The 26,536-nt window shown below is 38.5% G+C and carries 18 protein-coding genes; 13 read left to right on the forward strand and 5 right to left on the reverse strand.

From position 1 onward, the window contains the following. Positions 1-118: 118 nt before the first annotated feature. Together IQ236_RS05815 and IQ236_RS05820 are read left to right on the forward strand one after the other, a co-directional pair. A complete protein-coding gene (locus tag IQ236_RS05815; RefSeq protein WP_193868379.1) occupies positions 119-1,342 on the forward strand; it encodes a DUF1501 domain-containing protein in 1,224 nt (407 codons plus the stop codon). Between the two features lie 96 nt (positions 1,343-1,438). Beyond that, positions 1,439-2,659 carry a glycoside hydrolase family 10 protein gene (locus IQ236_RS05820; RefSeq protein WP_193868380.1) on the forward strand — a complete coding sequence of 407 codons (1,221 nt, stop codon included), beginning with the start codon at positions 1,439-1,441 and terminating at the stop codon, positions 2,657-2,659. A gap of 39 nt (positions 2,660-2,698) precedes the next feature. Here IQ236_RS05820 and IQ236_RS05825 read toward each other — a convergent pair whose 3' ends face one another. Then, positions 2,699-5,224: a GAF domain-containing protein gene (locus IQ236_RS05825; RefSeq protein WP_193868381.1), complete on the reverse strand. Its 2,526-nt coding sequence runs from the start codon at positions 5,222-5,224 to the stop codon at positions 2,699-2,701. A 228-nt stretch (positions 5,225-5,452) separates the two neighbouring features. On the opposite strand from IQ236_RS05825, the gene IQ236_RS05830 reads away from it, so the two are divergent. From IQ236_RS05830 to IQ236_RS05840, 3 genes are all read left to right on the forward strand, one after another. Further along, a complete protein-coding gene (locus IQ236_RS05830) occupies positions 5,453-7,366 on the forward strand; it encodes an AAA-like domain-containing protein (protein WP_228041444.1) in 1,914 nt (637 codons plus the stop codon). Positions 7,367-7,405: 39 nt separating this feature from the next. Further along, positions 7,406-10,882 (forward strand): GAF domain-containing protein, encoded by a 3,477-nt coding sequence (locus IQ236_RS05835; RefSeq protein ID WP_193868382.1) that lies wholly within the window; start codon positions 7,406-7,408, stop codon positions 10,880-10,882. 558 nt (positions 10,883-11,440) lie between these two features. Beyond that, positions 11,441-12,058 carry a PEP-CTERM sorting domain-containing protein gene (locus tag IQ236_RS05840; RefSeq protein WP_193868383.1) on the forward strand — a complete coding sequence of 206 codons (618 nt, stop codon included), beginning with the start codon at positions 11,441-11,443 and terminating at the stop codon, positions 12,056-12,058. 193 nt (positions 12,059-12,251) lie between these two features. Here IQ236_RS05840 and IQ236_RS05845 read toward each other — a convergent pair whose 3' ends face one another. Further along, positions 12,252-13,124 carry an ABC transporter ATP-binding protein gene (locus IQ236_RS05845; protein ID WP_193868384.1) on the reverse strand — a complete coding sequence of 291 codons (873 nt, stop codon included), beginning with the start codon at positions 13,122-13,124 and terminating at the stop codon, positions 12,252-12,254. 226 nt (positions 13,125-13,350) lie between these two features. Here IQ236_RS05845 and IQ236_RS05850 point away from each other — a divergent pair, with 226 nt between their 5' ends. From IQ236_RS05850 to IQ236_RS05870, 5 genes are all read left to right on the forward strand, one after another. Further along, complete coding sequence (locus IQ236_RS05850; protein ID WP_193868385.1) at positions 13,351-14,727, forward strand: gluconeogenesis factor YvcK family protein; 1,377 nt, start codon at positions 13,351-13,353, stop codon at positions 14,725-14,727. 79 nt (positions 14,728-14,806) lie between these two features. Continuing rightward, positions 14,807-15,274, forward strand: coding sequence for a tRNA (adenosine(37)-N6)-threonylcarbamoyltransferase complex ATPase subunit type 1 TsaE (gene tsaE / locus IQ236_RS05855; RefSeq protein ID WP_193868386.1), 468 nt, complete (start codon positions 14,807-14,809; stop codon positions 15,272-15,274). Between the two features lie 96 nt (positions 15,275-15,370). Next, on the forward strand, positions 15,371-15,841 hold the full coding sequence (locus IQ236_RS05860; protein ID WP_193868387.1) for a DUF2141 domain-containing protein: 471 nt from the start codon (positions 15,371-15,373) through the stop codon (positions 15,839-15,841). Positions 15,842-15,912: 71 nt separating this feature from the next. Next, on the forward strand, positions 15,913-17,250 hold the full coding sequence (locus tag IQ236_RS05865; protein ID WP_193868388.1) for an AAA family ATPase: 1,338 nt from the start codon (positions 15,913-15,915) through the stop codon (positions 17,248-17,250). Continuing rightward, positions 17,247-17,882, forward strand: coding sequence for a retron system putative HNH endonuclease (locus IQ236_RS05870; RefSeq protein WP_193868389.1), 636 nt, complete (start codon positions 17,247-17,249; stop codon positions 17,880-17,882). Before IQ236_RS05865 ends, IQ236_RS05870 begins: the two co-directional genes overlap by 4 nt. An 18-nt stretch (positions 17,883-17,900) precedes the next feature. Here IQ236_RS05870 and IQ236_RS05875 read toward each other — a convergent pair whose 3' ends face one another. Beyond that, positions 17,901-19,238, reverse strand: a complete 1,338-nt coding sequence (locus tag IQ236_RS05875) for a dihydroorotase (protein WP_193868390.1) — start codon at positions 19,236-19,238, stop codon at positions 17,901-17,903. Positions 19,239-19,372: 134 nt separating this feature from the next. Here IQ236_RS05875 and lepB point away from each other — a divergent pair, with 134 nt between their 5' ends. Then, entirely contained in the window at positions 19,373-19,975 is a 603-nt protein-coding gene (gene lepB / locus IQ236_RS05880; RefSeq protein ID WP_190518204.1) for a signal peptidase I, read from the forward strand. Positions 19,976-20,058: 83 nt separating this feature from the next. Here the strand turns inward: lepB and IQ236_RS05885 are convergent, their stop codons facing one another. Then, positions 20,059-21,414 (reverse strand): dihydroorotase, encoded by a 1,356-nt coding sequence (locus IQ236_RS05885; RefSeq protein ID WP_193868391.1) that lies wholly within the window; start codon positions 21,412-21,414, stop codon positions 20,059-20,061. Positions 21,415-21,513: 99 nt separating this feature from the next. Then, entirely contained in the window at positions 21,514-22,872 is a 1,359-nt protein-coding gene (locus tag IQ236_RS05890) for a histidine phosphatase family protein (protein WP_193868392.1), read from the reverse strand. A gap of 145 nt (positions 22,873-23,017) precedes the next feature. Between IQ236_RS05890 and IQ236_RS05895 the strand changes: the two genes are divergently transcribed. Next, on the forward strand, positions 23,018-24,529 hold the full coding sequence (locus IQ236_RS05895) for a CPBP family intramembrane glutamic endopeptidase (RefSeq protein WP_193868393.1): 1,512 nt from the start codon (positions 23,018-23,020) through the stop codon (positions 24,527-24,529). A gap of 449 nt (positions 24,530-24,978) precedes the next feature. Further along, positions 24,979-26,529 carry a C-3',4' desaturase CrtD gene (gene crtD / locus IQ236_RS05900; RefSeq protein WP_193868394.1) on the forward strand — a complete coding sequence of 517 codons (1,551 nt, stop codon included), beginning with the start codon at positions 24,979-24,981 and terminating at the stop codon, positions 26,527-26,529. The last annotated feature ends 7 nt before the right edge of the window (positions 26,530-26,536 follow it).

Consider the following 26,536-nt stretch of genomic DNA (forward strand, 5'->3'; position numbering starts at 1 on the left):
GTTAGGCTATGGGAATACTAAACAACAGTTAACACGATTTTCTCTATATTAAATCATGAGTCCAACCTAGTTAATCAAAATTATCTTAATTTTTGCGATGATCAATGAGGTTAACAGCATGGAAAGACGACGATTTTTAAAATTTGTGGGTCTTGTCGGAACATCAGCGATCGCAACCTTGGGAACTCAGGGATGGGTTGCAAAAAGCTTTGCAGTTTCCGCCTCTCCAAAACGGTTAATTGTGATTTTTCTTCGGGGTGGAATTGATGGGTTAAACGTGGTGGTTCCCTATGCTGAACCGGAATATTATGCCGCCCGTCCTGTCATTGCCATTCCCAAACCCGGAACCGAAAAAGGGGTCTTGGATTTAGATGGTTTTTTTGGGATTCATCCGGCTTTATCCCCCCTAATGCCTCTCTGGAAACAAGGCAGTTTAGCTTTTATTCATGCGGTAGGTTCTCCGATTTCTAATCGTTCTCACTTTGAAGCCCAGGATCAGTTGGAAACGGGAACCCCCAACAGTCAAAAAACCCCCGATGGCTGGATGAACCGTTTATTAGGGGTGTTACCCGGACACACTCCTGTTGAAGCCGTCAGTGTGGGAACTGTGATTCCGCGAATCTTATCGGGTTCTCAATCCGTTGCCAATATTACCCTCAATTCTAATAGTACCCGTGAACTTCCCATTGACGGAGAGCAAGTGAAGGCTGCCTTTGATCAACTCTACGCCAGTAACGATGCTCTGAGTTTAGCTTATCGAGAAGGCAGAAGTGCCCGTGAACACCTGCTCAAGGAATTAGACGCGGAAATGGAAGCCGCGAACCAAGGCGCCCCCTTACCCAAGGGATTTGCGGGGGAAGCCCGACAACTGGCGAGTTTGTTAGTTCGAGATCCCAGTATTCAACTGGCGTTTATGGCTTTGGGAGGATGGGACACCCACATTAATCAGGGGGCAGCTACCGGAGTCTTAGCGAATCGTTTAAATCCTTTAGCTGAAGGGTTAGCGGTGCTAGTGGAACGGTTGGGAGAGGTTTATCGGGATACAACCGTAGTGGTCATGTCAGAATTTGGGCGCACGGTTCACGAAAATGGCAATGGGGGGACAGATCATGGCTATGGGAACGTGATGTGGCTGTTAGGGGGGGCAGTTCAAGGGGGAAAAGTTTATGGTAAATGGCCCGGTTTAGGGAAATCCGAGTTATTTGAACAACGGGATTTAAGGGTAACAACCGACTTTAGAGAGGTAATTGCTCAGATTTTATTGAGTAATTTTAAACTGAATTCCGAGCAACTGCTTCGAGTTTTCCCGAACTTTACCTTCTCTCAACTGCTAAACTCCTAATTCAATGTTAGAAGATCAGCAAAATTTGGTAAATTATTAAAATATTCTAAAAAACACAGGGTTCTCTGCTGAATTGCTGATTTCTTCTATACACTTATGCAATTGGATTTCATGGCGAAAAGTTCGTGGCGATCGCATTTTTCTAAACACACAGTACGAATCCTCAAATCAATTTCTTTGATGGTTTTTGGCCTAGGGTTAACAATTTTATTATCCGCCTATCCAGGTATTGCGATTCCCCCTCAATTGTCCCCAGAAATTCGGGGCGTTTGGATGACAACAAATGATAGTGATATTGTGCGAGATCATGCGAAATTACAGGAAGCGGTAAATCAATTAGCCCGGTTAAATTTTAATACAATTTATCCCGTAGTTTGGAATTCTGGTTATGTGTTTTATCCGAGTGGAATAGCTCAAGCAAAGGGGTTTCAACCCTTTATTCGTCGAGGGTTACAGGGACAGGATGTTTTAGCAGATTTAATCACCCAAAGTCATCAAAAAGGGTTATTAGTAATCCCTTGGTTTGAATTTGGATTTATGGCACCTCCCTCATCCGAATTAGCTTTAAATCATCCCCAGTGGTTAACCAGTCGCCAAGATGGAAGTTTAACCTGGGAAGGCGTAGCGGGAGAAGTGGTTTGGTTAAATCCATTTCATCCCCAGGTACAACAATTAATCATTGATTTAGTGGTGGAAGTGATGACTTTATATCCAGTGGATGGAATTCAATTTGATGATCACTTGAGTTTACCCATTGAATTTGGTTATGATCCCTATACGATTAAGTTGTATCAACAAGAAATGAAAGCATCCCCTCCCAGTAACCCGAAAGATGAAGCTTGGGTGCGTTGGCGGGCGAATAAAATTACAGAATTTGTTGAAAAATTGCGTAAAGCAGTGAAAGCTAAAAATCCGAAAGCAATTTTTTCGATTGCTCCCAATCCCTATCATACTGCTTATAATAGTCATCTCCAAGATTGGGTGGGTTGGGTGAAAAAAAATCTAGTTGATGAGTTAATTGTGCAGATTTATCGTCCAGATTTACCGAGTTTTGTTAGAGAAATGACGAAAGCAGAAATTAAAGAAGCCCAGCGTAAAATTCCAACGGGAGTGGGGATTTTAACCGGGTTAAGAAATCGGCCCATTGGGATGAATCAAATTCAAGCGAAGGTACAAGCCGCCCGTCAAAATGGCTTAGGATTTTCGTTTTTTTTCTATGAAAGTTTATGGGATGAAGCACCGGAACCTATACAAGAACGACAATCTAAATTTCAAACCCTATTCTATTATCCGGCTTCGAGGGCATTTTTGAGATAAACTGTTCAGTTTAAACTCATTAAGACTCCTGAATCAAAATTACTTTTCTGTTAAATTTTCTACTCCATCCCAATGAGCAGGTAAGGGGGTTTTTAACCAATGTTGACAGCGTTGAATATGTAGGGTTGCGGCGGAATCTTCGGGAGTCAGGGATAATACGGCTGCAAACTTACTTAATGCGGTCGTAAAATCTCGATCCAAATAGGCTTTGCGTCCCGTTTCATAAAGGGCGATCGCTTCCAATTTTTGATCAGAAATAACAGCCGATTTTTCCCCAACTAATTCATAGAGAGAAACAGGTTGGGTTTTGCCTTTAACCCGAACAATATCTAACTCTCGAACGATTAATCGATCCGCACAAAGCTGATAGGTACTGCCACTAATAATAATATCACAATTATAGCGTTTAGTTGTCCCTTCTAACCGAGAACCTAAATTAATATCATCCCCAATGACTGTAAATTCCATCCGTCGAGAATGACCAATATTTCCACTAATAGCATTTCCTGAATGAATCCCAATTCCAATGCGAATAGGGGGTTGTTTTTGAGCTATTCTTTGCTGATTAAATTGAATTAAAGCTGATCGCATATCTAACGCAGTTTGTACCGCTTTCCAAGCATGATCTTCTAAGGGAATCGGTGAACCAAACACCCCCATAATGGCATCCCCCATATATTTATCGAGGGTTCCTTTATGCTTAAAAATGGGTTCAACCATCACATTAAAATATTCATTTAGCATTCCCACAACGGCTTCTGCATCCATACTTTCCACAAGGTTTGTATAGCCTCGAATATCGGAAAATAACACAGAAACTTCTTTGCGATCGCCTCCTAATTTTGCATCCCCACTGGCTAATAATTGTTCAGCTAACTCCTGGGTCATATAGCGATACATCGTACTTTTGAGCCGTTTTTCATCGCTAATATCATCCATCACCACTAAAGCACCATAAATATTCTGTTGATTCCCCGCATCGGCTATAGAATTAATCGATAAATGCACACTAGATTCTGATTTTTGACCCGAAATTAAAGTTTGATCAGGATAAAATTGTTGACGAGATTTTTCATTTTTTCCGGTTAACGCTGTATTAAACCAATAGGGAAAATCAGCCCCTTTTAAGCGGACTAATTCAAAAATTGATTTGCCTTCTAACGAATCAGTTTCACTGAACCCTAACAACCGATTTGCGCTGGGATTAGCGGCAATAATTTCACCTTGGGAATTGGTTGAAATCACACCGTTTGTTAAACTGCGAAGCATATCCCGTTGCATTTGTTCTTGTTGTTGAATTTTGGCATATTGTTGTTTAACGGTTTCAAACAATTTAGCATTTTGAATCGCCACTCCCGCTTGAATATTAAACGCTTCCATAAAATCTTGATCACTGCGATTAAAACTGGCTTTAAAACATTCAGGAGCATTCGGCCAATTTTCGGGATTATAATCAGGAAAATCCCCCTGTCTCCGTTTATTCACTAACTGCGTTACTCCAATTAATTCTTCATCCGCATTAAAGACAGGCATACACAATAAACTGCAAGTCCGATAACCCGTTGTTTGATCAACTTTTTTAGAAGTATTTGCATCAGGATGATTGTATAAATCAAAAGCAATATTCACAGGTTTACCCGTTTGGGCAACTTTTCCCGCAAACCCTTGTCCGACTTGCACCGTAATCGTTTTTAACGTGCCATCCTGTTGAGGAATTTTAGCCCATAACGCCGTTTTTTCATCATTTAATAACCAAATGGTACTGCGGTCAGCATTCATTAATTTTTTAGCTTCATTCATCACCCGTTTCAGGGTTTCTTCCAAATTTAAACGACTGGAAGCTAAACAACGAGTTGCTTCTAATAAAGCTTCCGCCGCCCGTTGTTTTTGAGTGGCATCATAAAAGGATTGAGAACTTTCAATAATTAATTGAATTAACGGTGAAAACTCAGCAAATAAGGTTTCATCATTGACCGTAAACCCAGAAAAATCTATTCGTTCTTGTAGAGGTAAACCCGCAGGGCTATCTTTTTTGAGTTTATTTAACAGTTGCACAACCGCAACTAATTTTCCTTGATCATTTAACAAGGGTAACGTTAACATTGTGTAGGTTCGATACCCGGTTTCTTGATCTAATGCTTTTGCAGAAGCCGCTTCTGGATATTCATAAAAATCAAAGGGAATATTAATCTTTTCCTTAGAACGAGCGACTTTACCCGCAATTCCTTGAGTCAGAGGAATTCTAATTTCTAAAGAGCCTTTTCCTTCATCTTTAGCAATTAATGACCAGAGTTCATTTTGGTCTTCATCCAGCAAGAAAACCGTTGTCCGATCTGCCCCTAAAAGTTCTCCAATTTTTAGGGTAATTGCATTCAGCATTTCATTGAGAAAAGCTTCAAAACTATGATTACTCACCCGCAACATTGCTAAAGTTTGGTACACCGTTTTAAGCTGTTGCTCAACGGACTTCATTTCCGTGCGAAAATTGCTGGGTGTCAGAGGTGCAATAAACTCTGAAATCCTCAAGGTTTGTGGAGATAAAGCAACTTGAGTGGAAAGGTTCATCGTTTTGCCCTGATTAATAAAAAATAAAGAGGTAAATGGAAACTATAGCTCATCTCTCTAAATCTAGTATATTGACATTTTCCAAAAATAAAAGCCTAATCCTTCATCAAAAAAATCATAAAATTCAAGATTTTTATCACCAGATTCCCCTAATTCTTCATAAAATTCATAAAATTCATAAAATTCATGGTATTTTAAAAGAAAAAGGGGAAGCAAGAGGGCCTGATCATGGATGTAGAGGTCTTAGAGCTAATTCAATTTGCTAAACATCTGGTTATTAATCGGACTCAAAATCCTTTGGATCAAGTTCAAGAGGCGATCCTCAGACAAGCACTGCTTGGTGCTAAACTCAAGGAAATTCGGATTATCGGGTATAGTGAAAATACGGTTCAAACCATTTTAGCTCCCAATTTATGGAAACTACTTTCAGACGCAACGGGAGAAAAAGTTGGGATTAAAACGGTGCGGTTAATTTTACAAGAATTATTCAAAAAACAAGATACATTTAATTCCTCAAATCAACCCTTAGAAAAATCTCAGGAAACCCTAAATTTTGAACTAGAATTACCTGGCGGTCAAGTTAATTTATCTTCTCCTTTTTATATTGAACGTCCTCCGATTGAATCTCAAGCCTATGAAGAAATTGTCAAACCCGGAAGTTTAATTCGCATTAAAGGGCCAAAACAGATGGGAAAAACTTCTTTAATGGCGAGATTATTAAACCATGCTCAACGTCAAGGTTGTCGTACCGTTGTTGTGAATTTTGAGTTAACAGATAATGAAGTTTTTGCAGATTTGAATCGATTTTTACGGCGTTTTTGTGCAATGGTGGCGGATGATTTACAACTCCCCATGCAACTGAATCAATATTGGGATGAAGAATTAGGCAGTAAAAATAATTGTACGAACTATTTTGCTCGGTATTTATTACCAACATTAGGGCAACCGTTAGTTTTAGGGTTAGATGCGGTTGATCGGATTTTTCAACATGAAAAAATTGCCGATGATTTTTTTGGTTTACTGAGAGCTTGGCATGAAAAATCCAAACAAATTGAGATTTGGAAACACCTGCGTTTAATTATTGCTCACGGAACAGAAGTTTATATTCCGTTAGATATTCATCAATCTCCCTTTAATGTAGGATTAGATGCCAAACTCCCAGAATTAAATACCCAACAAGTCCAGGAACTTGCTCGGAGACATGGGTTTAAATTAACGCCTTTTGAAATAGAGAAATTGATGGAGATGCTGGGAGGACATCCCCATTTATTGCGGGTTGCTTTTTATAAAATGGTGCGCGAAAAAATGAGTTTAAAACAAATTTTAGAAGACGCTCCCAAGGATACAGGAATTTATGCGGATTATTTACGATTACATCTTTGGAATTTAGAAAAATATCCTGAACTCGCCCAAGCATTTAGAACCGTTGTGGAATCGGAACAACCTATTGAGTTAAAATCAAAATTAGCCTTTGATCTCAATAGTATGGGGTTAGTTTATTTGCAAGGAAATCAAGTAGAAATTAGAAAAACCTTATATCGAGAATATTTTCGAGATCGTTTAAAATCTTCCCTGCTCACATTGCCTTCAACAGAAAAACGATTAGAAAACCTAGAACTTATTCCTGAGCAGACGAGAAATATTTTAGCGGCTATTATGTTTACTGATGTCAAAGATTCCGCACAAAAACATCATCAAAATCAAGAACCTACCTTAGCGGCTGTTTTTAGAGATTTGAATTTAATGACGCGATTATGTCAACAATTTGAAGGACAGGTCTTAAAATCAGTTGGAGACGGGTTACTTATGTATTTTGTTTCGGTGGTAAAAGCAGTTCAATGCGCGCAAGAAATTCAAAAAACATTGATAACCGCCGCCTCTGAATTACCCTCTGATGCGGTTTTAGAACATCGAATTGGCATTCATCTCGCCGAGGTTTATTTTAATGGGAATGATGTCTATGGAGATGGGGTCAATATTGCAGCACGTTTGCAAGTTGAAGCGTATCCGAGGGGAATTTGTATTTCTTCAATGGTTTATGAAGCTGTTAAACGTCATCTGGGTTTGAATATTATTAAGAGTGAATTTAGAGAGTTAAAAGGCATTGGTTCTATGCAGGTTTATCGGATTTCAGTAGAATAAAGGTATTGATTTTTAAATTCAAGTTGAGGGAGGCAATGTATGAATTATGAATATAAAGTTGGTGGCAGTTTACCTCCCGATTCTCCGACTTATGTTTGGAGAAAAGCTGATCATGAATTATATCATCAACTTATGGGAGGAATGTTTTGTTATGTGTTAACTTGTCGTCAAATGGGGAAATCTAGTTTGCGCGTTAAAACCATGCGTAAACTTCAAGAACAAGGGTTAGCTTGTGCGTCTATTGATTTAACTGCCATTATTAGTTCCGACTTAACTCGCAAACAATTTTATGCAGATATTATTGATAGTTTAGCTGAGAACTTTAATCTTTTAGAATCCATTGATAGTTTTAAACAAGGCTGTCGAGAATCTGATTTATCCCCGATGAATCGCTTTAATAAATTTATTCATGATATTTTATTAAAACATCCTTTATTAATTGAAAAAAATATTATCATTTTTATTGATGAAATTGATAGCTTATTGAGATTACCAGACTTAGCGAATGAATTTTTAGGATTACTCAGAGCTTGTTATAATAAACGCGCCGATCTCCCCGAATATAACCGTTTAACCTTTGCCATTTTAGGGGTCGCTTCTCCCTATGATTTGATGAAGGATGCCAACTATAATAGTTTACCGTTTGATTGTGGTTATGGCATTGAATTACATGGGTTTCAATCCCACGAAGCTCAACCCATTGCGGAAGGATTAAAACTGAAATCCGAACATCCCCAAGCGTTATTAGATGCGGTTCTCAGTTGGACATCAGGACAACCCTTTTTAACCCAAAAAATTTGTAAATTAATTGTTAAGTCTCCTGATAATATTCCTCCGGGTTCCGAGGCGGAATGGGTCGAGAAATTTGTGCGATCGCACGTGATTAATAATTGGGAACACCAAGACGAACCCGAACATTTAAGAACCATTCGAGATCGGCTCCTTCGCCAAAAAAATCGCAGTATTGACTTATTAAAATTATATCAAAAAATTAGAGAAAAAGGGAGAATTTTAGCCGATAATAGTCTGGAACAAATGGAATTACGGTTATCGGGTTTAGTGAGTAAACGAGAAGGTAAATTAGAAATCAGAAATCGGATTTATAAAGAGGTATTTACGTCGAGTTGGTGTCAAAAAGCCTTAGCGGAGTTACGGGATGAATTAGCGATTATTGAACCCGAATTTATCCAAACCCTGGCTAAACTCAAAGTTCAACTGTTAGAAACCCAAATTTGTCGAGTCGCCGAGGGAACCAGTTCCGATGAAGTCATTTATGAAGTATTACGGCAAATTACCCTAAAATTAGGAGATTTATTAAAAGCAGATCGCGCTACCATTTATCTATTAAATGCAGAAAAAACCGAACTGTGGTCTTTAGTCGCTGAAAATCAAAGTAATGAATTTCTCAATATTCAAGTTCCCGTTGGAGAAGGAATTGCTGGACAAGCCGCAAAAACCAAAAAAATTATTAATATTCCTGGCAATGTCTATGATGATCCTCGTTCTAATTTAGTCAAATTAGCCGATCAAAAATATGGCTATCACACCTATAATGTTTTAGCTTATCCTATTTGTAATCACGCCAAAGAAGTTGTTGCTGTTATTCAATTATTGAATAAACTGAAAGCTAATCTGTTTGAATCCGAACCTTTAGCTAAACGGGTTAAAGAAGAAGGATTTAACCAAGCCGATGAAGAACAATTAACCCGATTTGCGCCTCATATTCGACGGTTTTTAGAAAGTTGTCAATCCTGTCGTCAAGCCAGCCGCAAATTACAAGCAACCGCCGCTTTAGCAGAAGCCACTCGTTCTTTAGATGGGAGTCAATTAGATACTAAAGAAATCTTACAACGGGTGATGGATGCGGCTAAAAACTTAATGAATGCTGACCGGAGTACCCTGTGGTTAGTCGATGAAGAAAAACAGGAACTCTGGACAAAAATTCGGCAAAGGGATGGCACATTAATTGAAAAACGAATTCATATTAATGAAGGCTTTGCAGGTCAAGTGGCGCGAACGAGAGAACCGATTATTATTCCCTTTGATGTTTATCAACATCCTGATTCTCAAACCTCCAAAGAAACGGATTTAGAAACGGGATATCGTACCTGTAGTTTATTGTGTATGCCTGTTTTAAATCCCGATGGGGAATTATTAGGAGTAACTCAATTAGTAAATAAATTAAATCTGGGTAACTATCCCGATTATAACCCGGCTTTATGGCCCCAAGCACCGGAAAAATTTAAAGCCAGTTTTGATAAAAATGATCGTCAGTCCATGCAGGTTTTTAATGAACGAGTCGGGGTGATTTTACAATATGCAAAAGTTCATGAGCGCTTAAAAAAATTAGCCGAATTTCAATCACAAAAAGTCGTTTATCATACCTTAGCCATGTTAAGTCAAGCGGTGGGAAGCCAGAAAGATGAAGAACTTTATAGCACGTTATATAATATTTTAGAATTTATGATGCAATCTATTAGTAAATTGCTCAGGGTTGCTCAAACGGATATTTTTATTTTTAATAGTGATAAACAGGAGTTTTGGTCAATTATTCCCGATAGCAATAATTCTAACCTTCTGATTGAAGTGATTATTGAGGCTGATGTTAATTTAGCTGAAAAACTCCTTAATTCTAATTCTAGCTTAGTTCTGAACTCCATTTCTAACTTAGATGATCCTTGGTTTCAAGTTGGGGTGCGATTTGATTTACGCGAACAGTTACAGAATGCTTTATTTTTTCCGTTTATTAATTCAGACGGCCAAGTAATTGCAGTTATTCGTTTACTCAATAAATTAATAGATTCTCCCGTTTTAAATTCTGAACAGATTAATAATCAGGGATTTACCGCCGCAGATGTCCAACAACTTGATAAACGCTCAGAATTTATTATTAAAGTCTTAGAAGGATGTCAATCTTTTCATCAAGAAATTAGCACCCTGCAAAAACAACGGGCTACAGATACTTTAAGATCGGCGATTAATTCCGTGCGCCAAATTGGGTTTGATCCTGAAAAAATTCTGTATACCGTGATAGAATCTGCTAAGAAATTAACCAATGCGGATCGCAGTACCTTATGGTTAGTCGATGCTCATGATCCTGATAAACTCTGGACAAAAATTCCGAGAATTGATGGCACATTAGAAACCTTTTATATCTATAAAAATGAAGGATTTGCGGGAAAAGTTGCCCAAATGAAAAAACCGATTATGATTCCCTTTGATGTGTATGATCATCCTGAGTCTCAAACGGCTCAAGGAACAGATCAAGAAACGGGTTATCGCACCTGTAGTTTATTATGTATGCCAATATTAAGTTTTGATGGGGAATTATTAGGGGTAACGCAATTACTGAATAAACGCAAACCCGGAAATTATCCCCCTTATCATCCGAAAGATATTTATGATATTCCTGATTATTTAAAAGTCAGTTTTGATGAACGAGATTTAAGATATATGGAGATTTTTAATAATCAAGTCGGAATTGATTTACCCCACATCCTAAACAAAACCCCGTAGGGTGCGTAAGCACAGCGCACGCACCACTAAACCTTATCGAATATACAAACTAAACAATAATTGTTACCAGACTGTACTTTACAACCGAGAATTTACTGATCAAAAGGAATAGTTTCATAAAAATTCTGTAAATATGACCTAATTTGATCCGTGTTTATACTATATAAACTTCACTTATATAATTTTTAAATTCCATCGAATTCAGCAACAAATTATTGAACTAAATTTTAAAAAAAGTCATCCTTTTGATAGAGTGAATTCTACCTTTTTTAAATCCACATAGAGAATATTTTTCAACTTTAAAAACCCCTCAATTGACGAATCAGAAAGAATTTTAGATATTTGTATTTCAAGCTAAAAGATCATTTTAACCATAAGTTAATTTAATATTTTATTGGAGCCAACTTAAATTAAAGATTTAGTAAAACCCTCAAACTTGTTAACACCTCCTCATAATTTCAATTTAGGATGGTGTTCAGACAACAAACAAATCACATTAGATTAAATAAAATACTGATCTAATGGTAGATTTTTTTTCCCCTTTAGTAGGCTACAGCAATGAATAATTTCAATAAGTTTACCTTAACTACTGCATTCGTTTTATCTGCATTAATTCCAGGTAAAGCTTTCGCAGCAACCCTGATTTCGGATGAGGTGGTAGGAAGTTCTACCCCTGAAGTGACATTTGGGACTTCTTTGCAAAACGGAGATTTTACCCTTCTACCAAACAATTCTAAAATATTAGGGGATGGAAAGGATGAAATTACGGAGTGGAATTTTAATTTTGGTGTTGAGTCTATTAAAGGTACACTAACTAAAGCCTTAGTCAATCTGGACGTAACACCGTTTATGTACTCTAAAAATGATAACTTTTGGATCACAGGAATTGGTTCCTTAAACGCCAATAAATTTTTAGATTTTAATTCAGTTGAGTACGGCAAACAGCAATCCGTTGAAATCAATTTGTTTAATTTTTTCAGTGCTGACAAAATTGCAACAGCTTTTAACAATAGTCAGGGAAACTTAGAAGCTGGCTATAGCGATGATGCGATTGTCTCTTTCGCAAAAATGACTTTAGAATTTCAACCAGCTTCTGTACCCGAACCAAGCACAACATTAGGTTTATTGGCTTTAGTTGGACTAGGAAGCCCCCTTTTAAAGAAACGTAAATCCTAGTTTAATGGGTATTAACCTCCAGTATAATTTCATTTTTTATTCAGGATAGTGTAGTCTTACAAACTTAGGAATATAAAAAATTAGGTGTCTTAGGCGAGGAAGCTTTGTTAGGGAAACTTCTAGCAAGCAGAACCACCTAATGCACCTGATTAGTTAAAATATTATTCAAGTTAAAATTCATAGGGTCTTAATCCTATTGAGCAACTTTAATCGGCCCTTCAATACTCCCACTAAAAAATTGTTGTACAATTGCACTATCCGTTGTGTAGGCTTCTTGAATTGTGCCTTGCCATTGAACCAATCCTTGATACAAAAACACAATCCGATCCGCCGTGCGTCGAATGGTACTATCTTGATGCGTTACAATTCCATAGGTACTACATCCTTTTCCGCTATGTTGTAAATCTCTAATTAAATCTTCAATAACCGTCGATGCAATCGGATCTAAACCTGCGGTAGGTTCGTCATATAAAATAACTTCTGGAGTCTCCCTGGGATTTTCGGGATTTGGCATAATTGCACGGGCAAAACTCACTCGTTTTCGCATTCCTCCAGACAGTTCTGCGGGATAGCGATCGCCAATATTGGGTAATCCTACCATTTCTAACTTTTCATTCACTAATTCTTTAATTTTTCGAGGAGGTAATTTTGTATGTTGATACAATAAAAAACCAATATTTTCCGTAACGGTTAAAGAATCAAATAAAGCCGCCTGTTGAAACACCATAGCAATTCCAATCGGATCAGTAATATCATCGACCCATCCTTCTCGTTTTTTTCCTAATACATAAACTTCCCCCTGGTCAGGAGGTAAAAGTCCAGCAATAATTCGCAAAATCGTTGATTTTCCTGTTCCTGAAGGGCCAATAATTCCTAACGCTTCTCCCCGATAAATCGTTAAATCAACCTGCTCTAAAATCACTTGAGAACCAAAAGCCTTACTGACTCCTTTTAACTCAATTAAAGGTTCTAAGGATTCTGATCGTTTAGATAAGACCAAGTTATCTTTCAAATCCCTGGGTTCAACTTCAATTCGATGACTTTTTCCGGTTGTACTGTCTTTCATGATCTTGCCAAACCCTTCTCATCATTGTACCTTTCACCCTATGCCCTTATTCTGAGCCTGAAGGGATAACCCTCATCCCCTTGATTTTTCCTTGGGGGAATCCTCAGAATAAGATAGAAAAATAGCCTTGTTAAGTTCAACTCTAGTCGTTATTTTACGGCCAGCCTCCCATACTGTATTGTAAATTGGTCGTCAAACCCTGCATATCCATCTGAGATCTATACCTATGCCAACTGGTTCATTCAAACACACCCTTCGCAGGATGATGAAATTCAGACTCTATCTGGGTTTTTCCAACTCTCGTTCTCCTCGGATGATTAACCAATGGTTTAAATGGTTAGCCCCCGGACTATTTGTAAAACGCTGGATGGCCATTAGCGCCACCGGGGTGTTAGTAACCAGTTTGGGGTTAGCGATCTGGACGGGAATGACCCCAATTTATTACATCCTACAATTGCTGAAAAATTTCTTAGGATGGATTACCACTGTTATTCCGAATTATATTTCAGGGCCATTGATGATTGCTTTGGGAATTCTTTTGATTCTGTGGAGTCAAACCCGCAGTTTAAATTCTATTAGTGAAGCGTTTCATCCGGCTGGAGATGAACAATTAGTTGATCGATTATTAAGTCATCGTCGTTTATTACGGGGGCCGAAAATTGTAGCTATTGGAGGCGGAACTGGGTTATCGACTTTATTGCGAGGATTGAAAGAATATAGCGCTAATATTACCGCTATTGTTACCGTTGCTGATGATGGGGGTTCTTCCGGTCGATTACGTCGAGAAATGGGGGTTTTACCACCGGGAGATATTCGCAATTGTTTAGCAGCTTTAGCGGATGAAGAACGATTATTAACGGAATTATTTCAATATCGATTTACCGCAGGAGATGGATTAACCGGACATAGTTTCGGAAATTTATTCTTAACAGCAATGTCAGAAATTGAAGGAGATTTAGAACAAGCAATTGCCGCCAGTTCTAAAGTTTTAGCCATTCGAGGTCAAGTTTTACCTGCTACTTTAACTGATGTTCATTTATGGGCAAAATTAGCCGATGGTCGGCGGATTCATGGGGAATCTAGTATTACCGAAGCGAAGGGAAAAATTGTAACGATTGGTTGTATTCCCCCGAATCCTCCCGCCCTTCCCAAAGCCGTACAAGCGATTTTAGAGGCAGATTTTATTATTATCGGCCCTGGGAGTTTATATACCAGTGTGATTCCTAATTTATTAGTACCCGAAATTGCCGCAGCAGTAGCGTCTCGAAATATTCCTCGGATTTATGTTTGTAATATTATGACTCAGCCGGGAGAAACGGACGGTTATAGCGTTTCGGATCATATTAAAGCCATTGATAAAGCTTGCGGTTATCAACTCTTTGATGCGGTGTTACTTCAAGGGACAGTTCCCCCAGCCAATGCCTTAATTCGCTATGCTCAAGAAGATTCTCATCCGGTTACTTTAGATCGAGATCTTGTTAAACAATTAGGCCGAAGAATTGTGATGAGTAATATTATGGATGTGGATGAAAATACGGGATATTTACGCCATAATCCCTATCGTTTAGCTCAAGTTCTATTACGCTGGTATAACAAAAACTAACTTTATCCTAGATAATTAATAACTGACGATGGGCGAGAAAACCTCGCCCCTACTGATAACTGATAACTGATAACTGAATATGACTCAATTTCATCTACCCAACGCTGAAGCTACCCATGAATTCGGCAAAAAATTAGGGCGATCGCTCCCGGCTAATAGTATTCTATTATTAGAAGGAAATTTAGGAGCCGGAAAAACCACTTTTGTCCAAGGTTTAGGAGCAGGGTTAGGCATTCCTGAATCCATTGAAAGCCCGACATTTACCTTGATTAATGAATATACAACTGGGCGAATTCCTCTCTACCATTTGGACTTATATAGATTAGACCCCTCAGAAATTGAAGACTTGAATTTAGAACAATATTGGGAAGGAATTGAAGTAGAACCGGGAATTGTTGCCATTGAATGGGCTGATCGTTTACCTTATAAACCGGACAGTTATCTACAAATTGAATTAACCTATACAGAAACAGGGGATCGGATTGCGACTTTATTGAATGTTGGCCAGGATAATGTTAACTGGGGTTCTAAGTTGGGGACTAATTAATAAAATGCGATCGCAAAACAACTTTACAAAATTATCCTGTTGTAAGATAATTTAAACAGATTGAATTCCAGTCTAACCGATTGCAAAAATAACCCCATGATTCACCCAGCAAAACCCTTAGTATTTCTCGCAGCTTTTCTGTGTTTGAGTGCTGTTAGCATTCCTCTAACTGTTCAAGCTCAAACTAAAAGCAAAATTACTCTCAGCATTGACGGATTAAAAAATAAAAATGGACAAGTTTGTGTGAGTTTATTTGCGAGTAATAAAGGCTTTCCCAGTAATGGAGACGATGCGATTCAAAGTCGTTGTACCAGTATTACACAAGTTCCTGTGGTCATGACTTTTGATAATTTACAACCGGGTAGTTATGCCATTGCGGTTCTTCATGATGCGAATAACGACAAAACAGCTAACCGTAATGGGTTAGGAATTCCTACTGAAGGATTTGGTTTCTCTAAAAATCCCGCTATTCTCACAGGGCCACCAAAATTTAATGATGCGGCTGTTGTCGTGGCGGGAGATAATACTAATATTAATATTAAATTGCAGTATTTATTTGGGGGTTAAGGATGAATTTAGGTTATATCCCGATTAATATGATATGATTAGAATCAGGTTAACCTTGAAACTCTTTAGGTATGTATATTGAGGAACTTCATCTCCAAAATTTTAGAGGATTTAAAGAATTAAAGCTTCAGTTTCCCCGTAACTTAGCTGTTATTATTGGTGTGAATGGTTCGGGGAAATCTTCTATTTTAGATGCGATCGCTATTTTTTTAGAATTTTATGTCAGTAAAATAATGTTTAAAACACGGCGAAACAAATCAACATCAAGTGATAAAACAGCATTAACAAAAGATGATATTTATATTAAATCTCACGAATCTTATAATTTAATTCAGGTTGTCATTGAACCTTATAAAAAAATTTCATGGTCAATTAGAAAAAGTAAAGATAATTCCAAGAATCAAAAAGTTGAAAAGCAAGAATTATTAAACCACATAAAAAATACTTTAGAAGATTTAGGGAATGATCCATCGTTAAGCCTACCAGTATTAGTTTATTACCAGACTCATCGAATGGTTTTAACATTTCCATCTCAACTAAGATTATATTCATTAACAACCGCTATCAGACCCGGAAACCAACTCAAGGCTTATGAAGGAGCTTTTTCAAATGAAGTGAATAATTTTCAAGACTTCTTTCAATGGTTTAAAGAGGAAGAAGATTATGAAAACGAAATTCGCTTAAGAGAAAATACAAACTATAGAAATAAAAATCTTGAAGTTGTTAGAACAGCAATTACAAAATTTTTGAATCACTTTCCTCAAACGTATTTTTCTAACCTTCATGTTGTTCGATTGAGGACAGATCAAGAATTGGAAACCCGCCGATTTACTCCAACGTTAACCATAGAAAAAAATGGTCAAAATTTCAAATTAGAAAAACTATCGGATGGGGAGAAAATGTTGTTAATGGTGGTAACAGATTTAGCTAAACGATTAGCAATACTTAATCCATCGGTAGAGGAACCTGAAAAAGTATTAGAAGGAAAAGGGATTGTTTTAATTGATGAAGTTGACTTACATCTACATCCCCAATGGCAAAGAATCGTTGTTCCAGCATTAACTAATACCTTCCCCAATTGCCAATTTATCGTTACTACACACTCACCTCAAGTATTAAGCCGAGTTCATAAAGAAAATGTGTTTATCTTAGAAAATTATCAAGTTATTGAAGAGACTCCTTATACTTTTGGAAAAGATAGTAATTCCATCCTTTATGAACTGATGGGAGTTACAGAACGTCCGCTTGAAGTTCAACAACAGTTAGATGAATGCTTCCAACTGATTGATGATAATAAAATTGAAGATGCCAAAATTAAGTTAAAAAAATTAACCAATTTACTTGGAGAAGATGATCCAGAATTGGTTAGAGCTTACACCCTAATTAATTTTTTTAACCGAAAAGAATGAAGCGAATTATTAAAAGAACAGAACCCTCTTGTTTGTTGAAATATCGGCAAACTGCAAATGCAACCTATGAGGATTATCGACCAAAAGACCCCCTCAAAAAAGCATTACTGGAAGAACAAGGTTATATTTGCTGTTATTGTATGAAACGGATTTCCGAAGAGAACATGGAAATTGAACATTTCAAACCTCAATCCGTTGATCAATATCCAGAATTACAGTTAGATTATCGCAATTTGTTAGGTTCTTGTCAAGGAAATCGAGGAAAACCTCAACAGATTCAACATTGTAATGCTCGGAAAGGGGATAAAGAAATAAGATTAAATCCTGCTGACCCTCAAAGGAATTGCGAGGATTCTATTAAGTATGGAAGTGATGGAAAAATTTATTCAGATGATACAACAATTAATCATGAGTTGGATAACATTCTAAATCTTAATAATCAAATATTAAAAACTAACCGAAAAAAAGTTCTTGAAACAATTATTGATGAGTTAAATAAAAGGTTTCCAGGAAAAATATGGTCTAAAGAATTCTTGCGAAAAAAACTTAATGAATGGCAAAATAAAAATAAAAAAGGGCAATATAATGAGTATTGCCAGTTTGTTATTTACTATTTAAGTAAGCGGTTATAAGATATTCATCAGTACATCCTAAGACGCATCAAACCTTAACGCTTTCCCACAAACATTAGAACAAATTCGTCCTGACTCATAAACCACTTTTCCCCCAACAAGGGTATATTCTGGCCATCCAGTTAACTCCCACCCTTCAAAGGGACTCCAACCACATTTTGTTAACAATTCTTCCCGCAAAACCGGATGATAAGTTTCTAAATCTACTAAAATTAAATCGGCATCATAACCCACTTCTATTTTGCCTTTATTCGGTATTTTATATGCTTTTGCCACAGCCGTAGACATCCAATTAGAGACTTGTTGAACCGTGCATTTTCCCGTCATGGCTTGTGTTAACATTAAGGGTAAAGAAGTCTCAACTCCCGGCATTCCTGATGGCGTATTTGGATAGCCTTTTGCTTTTTCTTCTAACGTGTGAGGAGCGTGATCTGTGGCGATAAAATCGATTACCCCATCTAATAATGCTTGCCATAAGATTTCATTGTCTTGAGGCGCTCGCAATGGCGGATTCATTTGGGCTAAAGTTCCGATTGTTTCATAAGCATTAATATTTAATAATAAATGCTGAGGGGTAACTTCTGCTGTCACCCATTCCGGTTTATCTTGACGTAATAACTCCGCTTCATCTCCCGTTGAAAGATGCAGAATATGTAATCGCCGTTGATATTTTTTAGATAATTTTAAGGCGAGTTGAGTAGCTTGTAAGGCAGCTAAATTATCTTGAATGGTAGAATGAATGGCTGGATCAGTGATTCCGGCAAATTCTTGACGACGTTGATTAATTCGAGCTTGATCTTCAGCATGAACCGCAATTAAGCGATCGCCTTTTGCAAAAATACCGTCTAATATTTCTTCTTGAGAAACCAATAAATCTCCGTGCATCGACCCCATAAATATTTTAATCCCTGGAGTCGGATTAGCTTCTAATAAATCGGGTAAATTTTCGGCTGTCGCCCCAATAAAAAAGCCATAATTAACAATACATTTTTCAGAAGCCCGTCTTAATTTATCATCTAAATTTGCTTGCGTTGTTGTTAAGGGGCGGGTATTGGGCATTTCTAAAAAAGAAGTTACGCCTCCTTTTGCACAAGCACAACTCGCCGTAAATAAATCTTCCTTATATTCTAAACCCGGTTCGCGGAAATGCACCTGCGGATCAATCACACCCGGTAATAAAGTTAACCCTTCTGCATCAATAATTTCCCAATCATCGACCCCGAAAGTATGATGATCAATGTCAGGAGCAACCTCAACAATTTTATCATCCAGAATGACGACATCTCCGAGCAGAAAATCACCATTCGGTAACAAAATCTGAGCATGATGAATCAATACACCATAAGAATTAGACATAATCTGCTTTATCCCATCTACTATTAAACGATTTAACCTCAAATTTGTCTTTTGATGATCAGGAACTTTCATTCCCCAATTTCAGACAAATTTGATATGATGAATGTAGTTTCTTGTCCAGTGATCCGTTGCGTATGAGTAGCCCGCCCAATCAAGAGCCAAATCCCGTTAAACCTTCCCCTCAACAGCAAGAGAACCCTTGGGTAGAAATCCTCAAAACCATTACTTTGAGCATCTTTTTGGCGTTAGGCATTCGCACCTTTGTTGCTGAAGCTCGCTACATTCCCTCTGGGTCAATGTTACCAACTTTGGAAATTAATGATCGATTGATTATTGATAAAGTTGGCTATAAGTTGGGAGAACCCCATCGGGGTGATGTGGTGGTGTTTAGCCCCACAGAGGAACTCAAAAAACAATATAAAGATGCCTTTATCAAAAGAATTATCGGTTTACCCGGGGAAACGGTGGAGGTAAAAAATGGGTTAGTGTTTATTAATGGTGAACCTCTCCCGGAAAAATATATTGCGGAAAAACCTCAATATAATTGGGGGCCAGGAACAGTCCCAGATGGCCAGTATTTAGTGCTCGGTGATAACCGCAATAATAGTTACGATAGCCATTATTGGGGTTTTGTCCCCCGTGAAAATATTATCGGTCGAGCTACGGTTCGTTTTTGGCCTCCTGACCGCATGGGTGGACTGGGTGATCCTGATTATCCGCCTGATGAACAAAAATAATAAAATAATAAAATCAAGACGGTTTCTAGGCTAAATTATAAACCCTGAGTCTTACATTTAGCCTAGAAATTTCTGTTTTTATCCTAAGTTTGGGGCGACCAAGTTTGTACAACTCGACCTGTAATTTTTTGTCCCAACCAAGGGGTATTAATAGAGCGAGATTTCAGGGTATTTCCATTGACTATCGAAGGCTGTTGAGGGTCAAATAATATCATTTCTGCGGGTTGGTCGGGTTGAATAGAAGGGGGTGTTTGTTGTAAACAAAGAGCAGGTTGACTGCTTAAGACTCGCCATAAATCTAAGGCTGACCATTGCCCAGATTCTACAAAGGTTTTCCATAATAAGGGTAAGGCTAATTCTAAGCCAATGGCACCCGGAGGAGCGTCGGAAAAAGCGACGGTTTTTTCTTCATAAGAATAGGGAGTATGATCAATAGCGATCGCATCAATAACTCCCGTTTCAATTCCTTGAATTAAAGCTTGTTGATCCGCAGGATTTCCTAAAGGCGGATCTAATCTTAAGTTAGGATCATAGGGGAGAGGAATAGAATTAACAACAGTTAGATTTTCTAAGGTTTCAGCATCTTCTAACGGTTGATTCCAAATGCGATTAATGGATGTTGTATTTAATAATAAGTGCATCCAGGTTATACTGGCTGTTATTGGTAAATTTCGGGCTTTCGCTTGAGCAATTAATTCCACACTTCGCGCCGTAGAAACCCGCATAATATGAATGGGGGTTTTTGTGACTTCAACTAATTCTAATATAGCGGCTAAGGCTACGGTTTCAGCATAGTCTGGAATTCCGGGTAAACCGGATAAGATAGAATCATGACCTTCTCGCATGACTCCATTAACCACTAATGTGCGATCGCAAGGATAGAAGGCTAAGGGTTTATTTAAAGGTTTTAAATATTCTAATATTCTTCGTAATAAGGCTAAATTTTGTAACGGTTGACCATCGGCAAAACCGACAACACCTGCATTAGCTAATTCGCTAAATTCTGTCATGTTTTGACTCGCAACATCTTGGGTGAATGCGCCCCAAAAATGCAAGTTTGGAACCGAAAATCCAGAATTTAGAGAAACTTTCTGAGATCGTTCTTTTAATAAGGTTACTGTTGCTGGATTATCAATAGCAGGAATCGTATTAGGTAAAATCGCTAACCGAGTAAATCCTCCGGCTGCGGCGGCATTTAATAAGGTATTTAAAGTTTCCCGCTCCTCAAATCCTGGTTCTCCACTATGACTATATAAATCAACTAATCCAGGGCCTAAAATCAACCCTTCGCTATTAATAATTTGGGTATTTTCTGGGTAATGATTAATATAAGATTCAATGGTCTTAATATAACCATCTATCACTAAAACATCAGCAATTTGATCTCGTTTAGAAACCGGATCAATCACACGAACTTGCTTTAACAGTTGACAATTCATATTCAGAAGAAAACAGTTAAACCGATAACTGATAACTGGTAGAGACGTGCCATGGCGCGTCTCTACACTGATAACTGATAACTGATAACTGATAACTGATTATAACGCTCCAGCCGCAGTTTTATCGAGAATACTACCGGATAAATGGGTCGTAATATTAGCAGCTTGTAACACAGGTAAACCCTCAATTCCGTGAGGATAATCAATCACTGTCACCGCACCATTCCCTTGTTTAAAATTCCAAAAATGCTCCGGTGGTAAATTAAATAACTGACACAAAAGGGCTTTATTAATGGCATCATGGGCAACCACTAATATTGTTACAGATTGGTGATTATAGGTTTCAACAATTTTCTTCCAAGCCATTAAAGATCGTTGCCAAACCTGTTGTAAATTCTCCCCTTCCGGCATTTGAACCGTTTGGGGTGCTATTTTCCATTCCTGTAATAATCCAGGGTAAAGCTGTTCGATTTCCGTCTCGAATTTACCTTCCCATAACCCGTGACTAATCTCGCAAAATTCCGATTCTAATTGTAATTCAATTCCTGGATGTTCTTGCAAAATAATCTCGGCGGTTTCTTTCGGACGTGCCATCGGACTTGTGACCGCAAAATCAATTTTAATGTCTTTTAAAAATTCTGCGGCTTTGCGACCTTGTTCTCGACCATTATCATTTAATGGCACATCAATTTGCCCTTGAAATTGCCCCATACGGTTCCATTCTGTTTCCCCATGACGCACTAATAATAATCGTGGCCCTTGATGTCCGGGGCGCACCGAAGGCACTTTATGACCGACGTGAGTAGTTAGGTTCATCGACTCTAATTGAACATCCGCAGGTTTCGGTAATTCTCCGGGGATAATATTAGTAAAATTCAAAATACTAATGCCACAATTAGATTGTTGTAAACCTTGGTAAAATTGAGGTTGAATTCCCAAAGCCGTCGCAATTAAACAGCGATTAATTCCATTATGAGCTACTAATAAAACCGTTTGATTTTGATGACGGCTTAAAATTTCGCGCCAAAATTGTTTAGCTTGTTCAAATAATGCCAATACCGGAAAATGTTGTTTTTCCCCTTCCGGTGTCGGAACCCGCATCGAAAACCCATGGGGACAGTCTTGCCAAGCTTGATATTCATCAGGAAACTGTTCGAGAACCACTTGACGTTCCATCCCCGCCCACAACGGTAAATCAATTTCCATCAACAAATCATGGGGCTGAAGTTGAGGTGGGTTTGACAGGCGCGTTACAATAATTTCAGCCGTTTGTTTCGCCCGTTGCAGGGGACTGCAATACAAGGCATCGAACGTCAAACCAGTCAAGGCATCACCCACTTTTTGCGCCGCCACAGAACCTTTTTCTGTTAAAACAGAGTCGTCCAAGCGACCTTGAATTCGACGTTGGGCATTATAGGTACTTTGACCATGACGGACAAGAATTACACGGGTCGTCATTTTTTAATTGAGGAGTTGGACTTTTAAACTAGAGTTGAGCCGAATTTAAGCCAGATGTCATTGTACCTTGTTTAGGACAGCATCAGTTAAAATATTGTGTTTCTGGCTCAAACTCGGTAATGTTTTACCCTCACGCTTGCAACTCATGACACTAAAACGCTGGATTTTAGCAATTTTAACAGTAGTAGCGGTTAGCTTTTTGAGTTTATCTTTACTTGATAGTTGGACTCAACCGCAAATTCAAAGCCGTTTGGAATTATATCAAACCAATTTACTGCTTCATGCCTCCCAATGGCAAAGCCAGGGGACAGAAGAAGAAAGTTTAATGACATTGAAGGATAACTTAATTGGCAAAACTCCCGTAGAGGAAGCTTATAAGCAATATCAACAGGTACAAGAATCTGCTGGAAAAAGTTTAGCTAAAGTTCAAGCCAATGAAACTTCAATTGCACCGGATTCTTTAAAACAATTACAACAACTGAATCAAGATTTACAATTGCAAATTGGCATCTTACAAACTCAGTTAGAACAACCCGATAAAGCCTTAAAAACCTGGAAGGGTTTAATCGAACCTCAAGATAGTGAATTTCTCGTTTTTCCAGCTGAAAAAATGACAGCGCAAGTGTTAACAGGATTATGGAAAACTCCCGCCCGATTATTACCCGATGCTGAACCGATTTTACAAAAACAGTTAGACGGTTGGTTTCGTTATCAAGCTTTAGTTAAGCTCTATACCTTACAACAGCGTCCAGAAGCATTAGTTGCTTTAGAAACCCAAGAACAACAACGGGCAGAACAAGCGGTTGTTAAGTTAATCATTGTGAGTGCTATTCCAGGAATGGGATTAGTTATTGGACTTTTATTAGCTATTGTTTTAGGCATTCAAACCCTTCTCAAAGGCAAGGCTTCTATCCTTGCAACAAATATGGATGTTGCTTGGTTAATTCCTTGGAATGGAGAAACAATTTTACAAGTTTTTGTGGTGGGATTTGCTTTACTGGGTCAACTGTTTATTCCCCTAACCTTAAGAGCCATTTTCCAAGCGTTAAATATTCAGCCCAGTAGTTTTGAAATTAGGACTCAAGCGGTTTATATTTTAATCACCTATCTATTATTAATGGTAGGGGGATTTTCCGTTTTGTATGTTTCAATTAAACCCTATTTTCCTTTACCTGAAGGCTGGTTTACCCTGAATTTTAAAGGAAATTGGTTTCTCTGGGGTTTAGGGGGATATTTCGTAGCCTTACCGTTGGTGATTTTAGTCTCTTTAATTAATCAGAAACTTTGGGATGGACAGGGGGGCAGTAATCCGTTATTACCCATTGCCTTAGAAAGTCGGGATAGTGTGGCGTTAACGATCTTTTTTATGACTGCATCCATCGCTGCTCCAATCTTTGAAGAAATTATGTTTCGAGGATTTTTATTACCCTCCCTAACTCGTTATTTACCTCTAGGGAGTGCGATTATTTTAAGTGGTTTTTTGTTTGCAGCAGCCCACTTAAATATTTCGGAAATTTTACCGTTAATGACGTTAGGAATTGTGCTAGGGTTTGTGTATACGCGATCGCGTAATTTATTAGCCTCAATGTTCATGCACGGCTTATGGAATAGTGGCACTTTGTTGAGTTTGTATATTCTCGGAAGTGGGGGAATTTAGCAATCAGAAACCGGGTTTTTGCCTTAACTTCATACTCAACCTCAAAATTCCTATAAAAACCCCGTTTCCCGACTTTGCAGTTAGGTTTCAGAAACCGGGTTTTTGAGTTAACTTCATACTCAGTATCAAAATTCCTATAAAAACCCAGTTTCTCGACTTTGCAGTTAGGTTTCAGAAACCGGGTTTTTGAGTTAACTTAATACTCAGTATCAAAATTCCTATAAAAACCCGGTTTCTCGACTTCACAGTTAGGTTTCAGAAACCGGGTTTTTGAGTTAACTTCATACTCAACCTCAAAATTCCTATAAAAACCCGGTTTCTCGACTTCACAGTTAGGTTTCAGAAACCGGGTTTTTGAGTTAACTTCATACTCAACCTCAAAATTCCTATAAAAACCCGGTTTCTTACTCTAATATTAAGAAATATGAAGCAATTGAGGATCAACGCGGGTGAACACGGGACGACGGGTGATTGTGATTGGGGCGGGAATTGGGGGATTAACCGCCGGGGCGTTATTAGCTCATCGGGGATATTCCGTTTTAATCTTAGACCAAGCTATTGTACCGGGGGGGTGTGCTTCCACCTTTCAACGTCGGGGGTTTACCTTTGATGTCGGGGCGACTCAGGTGGCGGGTCTGGAACCTGGTGGGATTCATCACCGCATTTTCAACGAATTAGGCATTGAACTGCCCCCAGCGACCCCCTGTGACCCCGCTTGTGCGGTGTTTTTACCCGGAGAAACCCAACCCATTCAGGTGTGGCGAGATCCGCAAAAATGGCAACAGGAACGACAACGACAATTTCCGGGGAGTGAACCGTTTTGGCAGTTAATGGCGACCTTATTTCAAGCCAGTTGGCGGTTTCAAGCCCGTGACCCCGTGTTACCGCCTCGGAATTTATGGGATTTGGGACAGTTAATTCAGGCCGTGCGTCCCGATACCTTAATTACTTTACCTTTTGCCGGGATGACGGTGGCTGATGCGTTACGGTTATATAATTTACAGGATAATTTGCGCCTCAAAACCTTTTTAGATTTACAACTGAAATTATATTCTCAAGTTGATACGGAAGAAACGGCTTTATTATATGCAGCAACGGCGTTAGGGGTGTCTCAGGAACCTCAAGGATTATCCCATCTTCAAGGTAGTATGCAGGTATTAAGCGATCGCTTAGTTGAAGCCTTAGAACGAGATGGCGGTAAACTATTAATGCGGCATACCGTTGAAGGAATTGAAACAGAAAAGGGTCAAGCCGTAGCCGTTAGAATTAGGAATCAAAAAACCGGGGAAGTTTGGCGAGAAACAGCAGATCAAATTGTTGCTAATGTCACGGTACAGAATTTAATTCAATTATTAGATGAAAAACCTAAGAATACACGCCCGACCTTATCGATTTCATTACCTTTATATCAACGACGAATTGAAAAAATACCGCCTGCATCTGGCGCATTTGTGATTTATTTAGGAGTGCAACAACAAGCCCTTCCAGCCAATTGTCCTCCCCATTTACAATTTCTCTATGATGATCAAGGCGTTATTGGCGAAAATAATTCTTTATTTGTATCAGTCAGCCACCCCGGAGACGGACGAGCACCTGAAGGACAAGCTACAATTATTGCTTCTAGTTTTACCGATACTCAACAGTGGTGGAACTGTTCAGATTATCAACAATTAAAACAACAGTATACCGACACCGCCATTAACCGTTTAAAGTCTTATTTTGACTTAACTCCAGAAACCATTATTTATCAAGAAGCCGCCACCCCTCGCAGCTTTGAACGTTATACCGCCCGTGCTCAAGGAGTCGTTGGGGGAGTGGGTCAACGACTTTCCACCTTTGGGCCTTTTGGATTAGCAAATCGTACCCCCATTAAACACCTTTGGTTAGTGGGAGATTCTACCCATCCGGGTGAGGGAACCGCAGGGGTTTCTTATTCCGCTTTAACCGTTGTTCGACAAATTGAAGCCATGAAATCTTTATTCGTAATTCCTAATTCGTAATTCGTAA

It is taken from the genome of Planktothrix mougeotii LEGE 06226 (assembly GCF_015207485.1).
GTDB lineage: Bacteria > Cyanobacteriota > Cyanobacteriia > Cyanobacteriales > Microcoleaceae > Planktothrix.

What these genes read in the sequence shown, in the direction of transcription:
- IQ236_RS05890 (WP_193868392.1), bottom strand. Translation starts at nt 22,872, where the DNA reads ATGACGACCCGTGTAATTCTTGTCCGTCATGGTCAAAGTACCTATAAT.
- IQ236_RS05860 (WP_193868387.1), top strand. Translation starts at nt 15,371, where the DNA reads ATGATTCACCCAGCAAAACCCTTAGTATTTCTCGCAGCTTTTCTGTGT.
- IQ236_RS05895 (WP_193868393.1), top strand. Translation starts at nt 23,018, where the DNA reads ATGACACTAAAACGCTGGATTTTAGCAATTTTAACAGTAGTAGCGGTT.
- IQ236_RS05845 (WP_193868384.1), bottom strand. Translation starts at nt 13,124, where the DNA reads ATGAAAGACAGTACAACCGGAAAAAGTCATCGAATTGAAGTTGAACCC.
- IQ236_RS05865 (WP_193868388.1), top strand. Translation starts at nt 15,913, where the DNA reads ATGTATATTGAGGAACTTCATCTCCAAAATTTTAGAGGATTTAAAGAA.
- IQ236_RS05835 (WP_193868382.1), top strand. Translation starts at nt 7,406, where the DNA reads ATGAATTATGAATATAAAGTTGGTGGCAGTTTACCTCCCGATTCTCCG.
- IQ236_RS05820 (WP_193868380.1), top strand. Translation starts at nt 1,439, where the DNA reads ATGCAATTGGATTTCATGGCGAAAAGTTCGTGGCGATCGCATTTTTCT.
- tsaE (WP_193868386.1), top strand. Translation starts at nt 14,807, where the DNA reads ATGACTCAATTTCATCTACCCAACGCTGAAGCTACCCATGAATTCGGC.
- IQ236_RS05870 (WP_193868389.1), top strand. Translation starts at nt 17,247, where the DNA reads ATGAAGCGAATTATTAAAAGAACAGAACCCTCTTGTTTGTTGAAATAT.
- lepB (WP_190518204.1), top strand. Translation starts at nt 19,373, where the DNA reads ATGAGTAGCCCGCCCAATCAAGAGCCAAATCCCGTTAAACCTTCCCCT.
- IQ236_RS05840 (WP_193868383.1), top strand. Translation starts at nt 11,441, where the DNA reads ATGAATAATTTCAATAAGTTTACCTTAACTACTGCATTCGTTTTATCT.
- IQ236_RS05850 (WP_193868385.1), top strand. Translation starts at nt 13,351, where the DNA reads ATGCCAACTGGTTCATTCAAACACACCCTTCGCAGGATGATGAAATTC.
- IQ236_RS05825 (WP_193868381.1), bottom strand. Translation starts at nt 5,224, where the DNA reads ATGAACCTTTCCACTCAAGTTGCTTTATCTCCACAAACCTTGAGGATT.
- IQ236_RS05830 (WP_228041444.1), top strand. Translation starts at nt 5,453, where the DNA reads ATGGATGTAGAGGTCTTAGAGCTAATTCAATTTGCTAAACATCTGGTT.
- IQ236_RS05875 (WP_193868390.1), bottom strand. Translation starts at nt 19,238, where the DNA reads ATGTCTAATTCTTATGGTGTATTGATTCATCATGCTCAGATTTTGTTA.
- IQ236_RS05815 (WP_193868379.1), top strand. Translation starts at nt 119, where the DNA reads ATGGAAAGACGACGATTTTTAAAATTTGTGGGTCTTGTCGGAACATCA.
- IQ236_RS05885 (WP_193868391.1), bottom strand. Translation starts at nt 21,414, where the DNA reads ATGAATTGTCAACTGTTAAAGCAAGTTCGTGTGATTGATCCGGTTTCT.